General features: G+C 62.9%; 11 protein-coding genes and 1 pseudogene. 5 read left to right on the forward strand and 7 right to left on the reverse strand.

What is annotated here, in order from left to right; all coding sequences use genetic code 11:
* Positions 1–414: AzlC family ABC transporter permease (locus AC1DUU_RS17795; protein WP_476784731.1), on the forward strand; the 414-nt coding region annotated here is incomplete at its 5' end.
* Positions 411–707 (forward strand): AzlD family protein, encoded by a 297-nt coding sequence (locus AC1DUU_RS17800; RefSeq protein ID WP_476784732.1) that lies wholly within the window; start codon positions 411–413, stop codon positions 705–707. The genes AC1DUU_RS17795 and AC1DUU_RS17800, both read left to right, overlap by 4 nt.
* 46 nt (positions 708–753) lie before the next feature.
* On the opposite strand, the gene AC1DUU_RS17805 is transcribed toward AC1DUU_RS17800, so the two are convergent.
* The 4 genes from AC1DUU_RS17805 to AC1DUU_RS17820 all read right to left on the reverse strand — a co-directional run bounded on the left by AC1DUU_RS17805 (position 754) and on the right by AC1DUU_RS17820 (position 4,378).
* Positions 754–2,583, reverse strand: a complete 1,830-nt coding sequence (locus AC1DUU_RS17805; RefSeq protein WP_476784733.1) for an aminopeptidase P family protein — start codon at positions 2,581–2,583, stop codon at positions 754–756.
* Positions 2,584–2,664: 81 nt separating this feature from the next.
* Positions 2,665–3,537, reverse strand: coding sequence for a 50S ribosomal protein L11 methyltransferase (locus tag AC1DUU_RS17810; protein WP_476784734.1), 873 nt, complete (start codon positions 3,535–3,537; stop codon positions 2,665–2,667).
* 20 nt (positions 3,538–3,557) lie between these two features.
* The gene (locus AC1DUU_RS17815) at positions 3,558–4,136 is read right to left on the reverse strand and encodes an SCO family protein (RefSeq protein ID WP_476784735.1); all 579 of its coding nucleotides are present in this window, start codon (positions 4,134–4,136) and stop codon (positions 3,558–3,560) included.
* A 38-nt stretch (positions 4,137–4,174) separates the two neighbouring features.
* Entirely contained in the window at positions 4,175–4,378 is a 204-nt protein-coding gene (locus AC1DUU_RS17820) for a hypothetical protein (protein WP_476784736.1), read from the reverse strand.
* A gap of 120 nt (positions 4,379–4,498) precedes the next feature.
* Between AC1DUU_RS17820 and AC1DUU_RS17825 the strand changes: the two genes are divergently transcribed.
* Both AC1DUU_RS17825 and AC1DUU_RS17830 read left to right on the forward strand, forming a co-directional pair.
* Positions 4,499–4,987: a CreA family protein gene (locus AC1DUU_RS17825; RefSeq protein ID WP_476784737.1), complete on the forward strand. Its 489-nt coding sequence runs from the start codon at positions 4,499–4,501 to the stop codon at positions 4,985–4,987.
* A 42-nt stretch (positions 4,988–5,029) separates the two neighbouring features.
* A complete protein-coding gene (locus tag AC1DUU_RS17830) occupies positions 5,030–5,683 on the forward strand; it encodes a DapH/DapD/GlmU-related protein (protein ID WP_476784738.1) in 654 nt (217 codons plus the stop codon).
* A 150-nt stretch (positions 5,684–5,833) separates the two neighbouring features.
* Here the strand turns inward: AC1DUU_RS17830 and AC1DUU_RS17835 are convergent, their stop codons facing one another.
* Positions 5,834–6,262, reverse strand: a complete 429-nt coding sequence (locus AC1DUU_RS17835) for a hypothetical protein (RefSeq protein ID WP_476784739.1) — start codon at positions 6,260–6,262, stop codon at positions 5,834–5,836.
* A gap of 13 nt (positions 6,263–6,275) precedes the next feature.
* Entirely contained in the window at positions 6,276–6,962 is a 687-nt protein-coding gene (locus tag AC1DUU_RS17840) for a hypothetical protein (RefSeq protein ID WP_476784740.1), read from the reverse strand.
* 84 nt (positions 6,963–7,046) lie between these two features.
* On the opposite strand from AC1DUU_RS17840, the gene AC1DUU_RS17845 reads away from it, so the two are divergent.
* On the forward strand, positions 7,047–7,169 hold the full coding sequence (locus AC1DUU_RS17845; RefSeq protein ID WP_476784741.1) for a hypothetical protein: 123 nt from the start codon (positions 7,047–7,049) through the stop codon (positions 7,167–7,169).
* Between the two features lie 133 nt (positions 7,170–7,302).
* Here the strand turns inward: AC1DUU_RS17845 and AC1DUU_RS17850 are convergent.
* Positions 7,303–7,536, reverse strand: a pseudogene (locus AC1DUU_RS17850) (IS481 family transposase); the annotation flags it as partial.

Raw genomic sequence — 7,536 nt, forward strand, 5'->3', positions numbered from 1 at the left:
GATCCGCAATATGCCGATCCGCAATATGCCGAGGCCGAGCGCAAGGGCGAGGGCGGCGAAGAGGTTACCTTCGCCTGGTACATGGGCATGGCGCTGCCGATCTATGTGTTCTGGGTCGCCGAGAGCGCGCTGGGCGCGTTGTTCGGGCGGCTGATCCCCAATCCGCACGCCATCGGCCTCGACTTCTTGCTGCCGATCTATTTCCTCGGGCTAGTCATGAGCTTTCGCAAGCGCCCGCGCTGGCTGCCGATCGTAGTCGCCAGCGCCGTCGCCTCGATGATCGCCTACAAGACCGTGGGCTCGCCCTGGCATGTCTCGATCGGCGCGCTGGCGGGCGTGCTGTTTGCAGCGGCAATGCCGGTGCGAGTCGATGATGCGGTCAATGACGAAGAGACCGTGGAGGTGGTGTCATGAGCACGACGCTGTGGATCATCATCGCCGGCGCAATTGCGACCTATCTGACCCGTATCGGCGGGCATCTGGTCATCTCGCGCTTCGAGCGCATCCATCCGCGCGTCGAGGCTGGGCTCAATGCCGTGCCCGCGGCGGTTTTGACCACGCTTGTGGCGCCTGCTGCACTGTCGGCTGGGCCGGCTGAATTGGCGGCCCTTGCCGTGGCTGCCCTCGTGTCGCTGCGCGGTGGCTTGATGACGATGTTCCTCGCCGGTGCCGCCGTTCTGATTGCTCTCAGGCATTTCATCGGCTGAGCAATGCCCGCCGCCCCAAGGCGACGGGCTATCTCTTACAAGACGATCAGGCGATCACTGTCGTTGCCTTTTCCAACCACGCTAGCGTCTCACCGTCGAGCATCGGACCGATCTCGGCCAGCACGCGTGCATGATAGGCATTGAGCCAATCGAGCTCCTCGCGGGTCAAAAGGTCGGTGCGGAGCAGGCGCTGGTCGAAGGGCGCCAGCGTTAGCGTCTCGAAACCGTGCATGGCGATGTCGCCGTCCGGCAGCGCTGCTGTGGGTGTCACCAGGATCAGGTTTTCAAGCCGGATGCCGTAATGGCCTTCCTTGTAATAGCCGGGCTCGTTGGACAGGATCATGYCGGCCAGCAGCTTCTCCATGCCGGTCTTGGCGATGCGCTGCGGACCCTCATGCACCGCGAGATAGGAGCCGACGCCATGGCCTGTGCCGTGGGCATAGTCGAGGCCATGCTTCCACAAGGCAATGCGTGCCAGCGCGTCGATGTCGGCGCCGCGTGTGCCGGCCGGGAACCGTGCCGCCGAAATGGCGATCATGCCCTTGAGCACCAGCGTGAAGCGCTCGCGCATCTCCTCGGTAGGTGTGCCGACAGGCACTGTTCGGGTGATGTCGGTGGTGCCGTCCTGATATTGCGCGCCCGAATCAAGCAGGAACAGCTCGCCGTCGCCGAGCACGCGGCTGGTCGCGCGTGACACACGATAATGCATGATCGCGCCATTGGGACCGGCACCCGAGATGGTGTCGAAGGAGACGTCGCGCAGCGGCATCTGGGTTTCTTCGCCGGTTGTCCGCCGGCATTGTTCCAGCTTGGTGACGACAGCGATCTCGTCGATCTTGCCGGCTTTCTGCCGGTCGAGCCAGCACAGCAGCTTTGCGACGGCCGCGCCATCGCGGCGGTGGGCGGCGCGGGAGCCGGCGATTTCGGCGCTGTTTTTTGTGGCGCGCGGCAAGCGTGCCGGATCGGGCGCGGAAACAACGGTGCCGCCATTGTCTTCGATCAGCGCGCGCAGCCTTTCGGCGGCGAGAACCGGATCGAGTGCGATCTTGGCACCTGATTTGGCGAGTGTCGCGACCGCCGCCTCAAGCTCGGCAGGCGCCTTGATGTCGGCGAGCTGGGTGAGGTAGGCCGCCTCGGTGCGGCCGAGCTTGCGCTTGTCGAGGAACAGGGCATGCGAGCCGTCGGCAGCCAGAATGGCAAAACCGAGCGCCAGCGGCGTATGCGGTACGTCGCCGCCACGGATGTTGAAGCTCCAGGCGAGCGACGACGGGTCGGTCAGGATCGCGTGCGTCGCGCCATCGTTTTCGATTGCCGAAGCAAGCCGCTTGAGCTTGTCCTTGGCAAGTTCGCCGGCAAAGGCCTCGGGGTGGATTTCGACTGGTGCCAATGGCGCGTCGGGCTGGTCTGCCCAGATGGCGTCAACGGGGTTTTGGGTGAGGGGCACGAGCACGGCGCCGACTTTTTCGGCCGAGGCGGTGAGCGCCTTGACGTCGCCCATGGTGTGCAGCCACGGGTCGAAGCCAAGCCGCGCACTCTTGGGAAGTGTTTCCTTGATCCAGCTTGCCGGCGGGTTGTCGATCAGGCTTTCGACGGTGAAGATGTCGAGATCGACCTCGTCGCGCACCTGAAGCGTGTAGCGCCCGTCGACGAAGACGAAAGCGCTCTTGGCGAGAACGATCGCCACGCCCGCCGAACCGCTGAAGCCGGTCAGCCAGCGCAGCCGATTCGAGCGCGGCGCGACATATTCCCCTTGGTGCTCGTCGGCGCGCGGCACGATGAAGCCGTCGAGCCTGTTCTCCAAAAGCCACTGCCTGAGGAGAGCTACGCGGGGCTTGCCCACGGAGGGATCGCCGGCGGAATCGAAGGACTGGAACATGGTGATTTCCCGAAATATGCTTTCGGGAACCGTATCCGGGCGGGCCGATGCTGGCAACGGCTGCAGGCGTGACGCAGCTGATCAGCGCTTGAGGTGAATCGTCACCCAGCCTTCCCGATGGAAGGTTTCTACATGGTGGAATTGCTCTGCAGTGTATGCCTCAAGCACCGCGTCGTGCTGGCGGTCGAGGATACCAGACAGAATCAGCGAGTTGCCCGCCACGACATGCTTGGCCATGTCGGGTGCCATCTGCATCAGCGGCTGCGCCAGGATGTTGGCGACGATCAGATCGAAAGGCCCACGCGCCGCAAAGATCGGATCGTCGAAGCCACCGGCCGTCGCTGTCTCGACATAGGCGCTGACCTCGTTAAGCCGGGCGTTGGCGGCAGCAACTTCCGTCGCGACGGGGTCGATGTCGGTGGCGAGCACCGGGATCTGTGCCAGCTTGGCAATCGCGATGGCGAGCACGGCACTGCCGGTGCCGAGGTCGAGCGCGTTGGCCGGCTTCTCTGATGCCACGACCTTTTCGATCATCTCAAGGCAGCCAGCGGTCGTGCCGTGATGGCCGGTGCCGAAAGCGAGGCCGGCCTCGATCTCGATGGTGATCTGGTCGGGGCGGCGTTCGTCGCGGTCATGGCCGCCATGCACCAAGAAACGCCCGGCCCGGACGGGCTTCAGCCCTTCCAGCGACTTGGCGACCCAGTCGATATCGGGCAGCACCTCACGCTCGATCGGGCCGGTGTGGCCGGCCTCTGCAACGGCCTCGGCCATGCGGCGCGCGATGCCCTCGATCTCTCCGTCGGCATAAAGCGACACTTCGTGGATGTCGCGGTCCTCGTCGATCTCGATCACCGAAATCGGCCAGCCATCTTCCTCGAAGACGGCGTCGAGCGCGGCGAAGATGCGGTTTGCAGCTTCGCGGCCGGTGGTGAAATAGAGCCGTGTCTGGGTCATGTCGGATCCGGGCGAGAGTGTCAGCCTTCGTTCGCGAGCCGCTTGAGCTTGGCGAGCGCTGCCGTGGGGTTTTCCTCATAGGCGATGGTGCCGAAGAAATCACCCTTGGAGTTGAGCAGCAGAACCGATGCGGTGTGGTCCATGGTGTAATCGCCGCCTTCGGTTTCGACCTTCTTGGAGTAGATGCCGAACGACTTGGCCATGGCGTGTACCTTGGCCGGGTCGCCGGTGATGCCCTTGATGCGGTCTGAGACGTTGGTGACGTAGGAATTCATCACCTCCGGCGTGTCGCGCTCGGGGTCAATGGAGACAAAATAGGCACGGATGTTCTTGCCTTGGTCGCCCATCTGCTTGAGCAGGCCGTCGAGCTCGAACAGCGTCGTCGGGCAGACCTCGGGGCAGTGGGTGAAGCCGAAGAAGACGGCACTTGGCTGGCCTTGGAAGGCGGCTTCGGTGATTTCGGCGCCCTTTTCGTCGACGAGCACGAACGGCACTCCGAAGGCCTGGACGCTGTTCTTGTTACTGTACCAATCGAAGGTCAGCCAGCCGACGCCGGCAGCCATGAGGATCAGAATGCCGGCAAGGATCGTGCGCATCATCGCAAAAAGTTTCCGTGGATCGAGTTCTTAAGCCGCAGTCAGAAGCACCAGGACATGCCGGCTTCAACCAGCGACATGAAGATTCCGGCACCTTTGTCCAGCCAGGAGGCGAAGGCGAGGCCCGTTGCCGCCGCAAACGCCACAAGGCCGAGCGCGATCCACGCGGTCGTTGCGAGCGGAATGGTCGGAGCCGGTTTCATGGTTCCTACATAGCGCGCCCAGCGCTTTGCCAAAAGGGACATGTTGACGCCCTCATTCGTCCACAAAACACCAGTTGGCGAGCACGATGCTTCGCTGCCGCCTTGCATCAGGCGATTGGCTGACCCAAGTGTTGGCGACGACAGGATTTTCAGGAGGTTTTTATGCGGCTTTGCCTTTCAGTCCTCGCTACCACCATCGCGCTGGGTGCCGCTGTGCCCGCCATGGCCCAGCAAGTGGGCGAGGTCGGTGTCGACTGGCTTGGCAACGACATTATCGTCGAGGCGATCAAGGACCCCAAGGTCGAGGGCATCACCTGCCATGTCTCCTATTTCGACCGCGGTGTGATCGACCGCCTGCAGAAGGGCAACTGGTTCGAGAACCCCTCCGACACAGCTCTTTCCTGCCGCCAGACCGGGCCGATCACCATTGGCGCAATCGACCTGAGCCAGGAAGGCGAGGAGGTGTTCAAGCAGGGTATCAGCCTGATCTGGAAGGAGCAGGTGGTGAACCGCATCTACGACAAGCAAAACCAGACGCTCATCTATCTCGCCCATTCGCGCCAGGTGCAGAACGGCTCGGCCAAGATGTCGATGACGACCATTCCTCTCTATGGCCAGGAGGTCGTCTGGTCCAAGGGCAAGCCGCAGTAAAGCCTGCTTGCGAGGGCTGCGCGGCCGGCGTAAATCCGCCTGATGAACACACCAGCCGATCTGCGTTTCAAGGATGACGAGCCGCGCATCCACTCGACCGCCGAACTGAAAGGCTGCCGGCTCGGCCGCCATGTTGCCGTTGGCGAGCGCGTGGTGCTGCGCGAGGTGAATGTCGGCGACTATTCCTATTTCGAGCGCCATGCCGAGGCGATCTACACCACCATCGGCAAATTCTGCTCGATCGCCGCCAACACCCGCATCAACGCGCTTGAACACCCGGTGGAGCGGCTCACCAGCCACAAGGTGACCTATCGGCCCAACGAATATTTCCGCTATCTTGGCGTCGACAGCGGCTTTCGCGAGCGCCGGCGGGCCAAGCCGGTAAATATCGGCCATGATGTGTGGATCGGCCATGGCGCGGTGATCATGCCTGGTGTGACCATCGGCAATGGTGCCGTAGTCGGGGCGAACGCGGTGGTGACGCGCGACGTCGCGCCCTTCGAGATATTTGCCGGCGTGCCAGCCAAGCGGCTGAAGCTGCGCTTTCCCCCAGAGATTGCCGGGCGTATCGAAGCGCTTGCCTGGTGGGACTGGCCGGCGGAACTGCTGTTTGAGGTGATCCCCGACATGCAGAGCTTGCCGATCGAGGCGTTTCTGGACCGCTGGGAAGCGCGGGTGCGCCAGCCTGGTGCATGATCCCGAAAATCGGAATCGATTTTCGAAAAGCACGATGCGTAGGTTCAAAGAGCGTCCTTTGTGCGCGTCCCATTCGGACGCACGGAATTAAAGGACGCGCCCACGCCCAAGCCCTACGTGAGCGCGTCCACAGGCTGCGATGGCCAGGGCTTAGAGCCCGAAATGGCCCCTCAGCGCCGGAACCGCGTCGACCAGACCGCTGACGGCCTGCGGGCCGGCGGCACCTTTGGCTTCCTGCAACAGCGTCTCGCCGGCCTGCTCGATCTGGGTCATGTCAAGACCGAGCGAGCGCAGCTGCGAAATGCCGTTGACCATGGCGCCGGCCTTCTCGCCAAGCGCACCGCCCAAAAGCGAACTCAGCGAACCGACGATGCCGCCATTGCCGCTTGTCGCGGCCATCACGTCGTAATTATGGGCGAGGTCGTCGGCGCCGGCGATCTTGGTGAAGATGCCGGCGCTGGCGACACCGCCGGACTCATGCTCGAGCACCGAAAAGATGGTGCCGACAGCCTTTTCAGCGACCGCGGGGTCGAGCTTCAGCTTGGTCGAGACGGTATTGACGATATCCTGCGCATTCATCGTTCGCTGCTCCTCAGCCCTGGGCTTTCAGCTTGGTGTTGCACTGGCTCCAGAACTGTGGCCAACTGGCACCAGCGGGCAGCTTGCCTGCTGCCTTTTGTCCTTGCCATTCGGTCGAGCATTCATGGATGCGCTGGCGGAAGGCGACCTCACCAGGCGAAAGCGGCTTGCCGTTTGCCGAGGTCGCGGGCACGACCGCCTTGGCCGAAGCGACGCTCGGATCGGGCGGGACGACCGTCGCATCCGACTTGTCGTTCTTGATGCTGGCGCTGCAGCCGGAGAGGAAGGTCGGCCATTTCTGGCCATTCAACGTGCCAGCGGACTTGGCGGCCTGGTATTGCTGGCTGCAAATCTGCTGGGTGGTCTGATGACCGGCGGCGGCGGGGGCCGCCATGGCCGTGGTTTTTGTGGCTGGTTTGGTGGGATTGGCTGGCGCCAACGCGGTGGTCGACTTGGTGGCCGGGGCCGTGGCAGGTGTAGCCGTGTTGTCCATGCTGGCACTGCACTTGGACAGGAATTGCGGCCACTTCTCGCCATTGAGCGTGTTGGCCTTCTTGGCAGCCTGATATTGCAGGCTGCACGCCTTGGTGGTCGATTGCGCAGCCGTCGCGCTGGCTGCGAAGCCAGGTGTGGCAAGCGCCACGAAGGCCACGCCGGTCAACCCGAACGCGCATATCGAAACAAGTCTGGAGAAGCTCATTTCATCCTCCTTGCGGACACAGCTACGCCCCCCCCGAAACGAACCATTCGTCCCGACCAGAAACGAGCACATGGAGGCGTCGGAATGCGCCAGTGGATCGTCGAAGAGCTCGGCGAAGACGCTGCAAGCAAGGCGAACCCAGCAAGGATCAGCTTCGCCTTGATTGTGGCGGCACTGCTGGGGCCGCATTACATGACGAAAATTTAATATTCCGGACAGATTGGCCCGCCGCTGCAAAAGCYCGCCAAATCTCGCCGACAACCAACCGACCGATCACTGATCGTTGACTGGACGATGCGCTGGCGTTGCTTAGCGTGGCAGTTGTGGCGTCTGCGCTAGCCTAGGTGTTTAGTCCCGGCATTTGCTGGAGCGGGTCGCGAGAGAACCGTTGTGGCTGGGAAAGCCATGCCTTGCAGATGAATTCGTAGGGCGTGAGGCCTTTGAGGGTCTTGAGCCTGCGGCCGAAGTTGTAGGCCAAGACGAAGTCGGCAAGGTGCTGGCGGAGTTGGTCGTGGCGCCTAACGTAGAAACGCCTAACGGTCGCCTCCTTAATGGTCCGGTTCATCCTCTCGAC

The sequence above is a fragment of the Aminobacter sp. P4_H6_2 genome, from assembly GCF_056400805.1.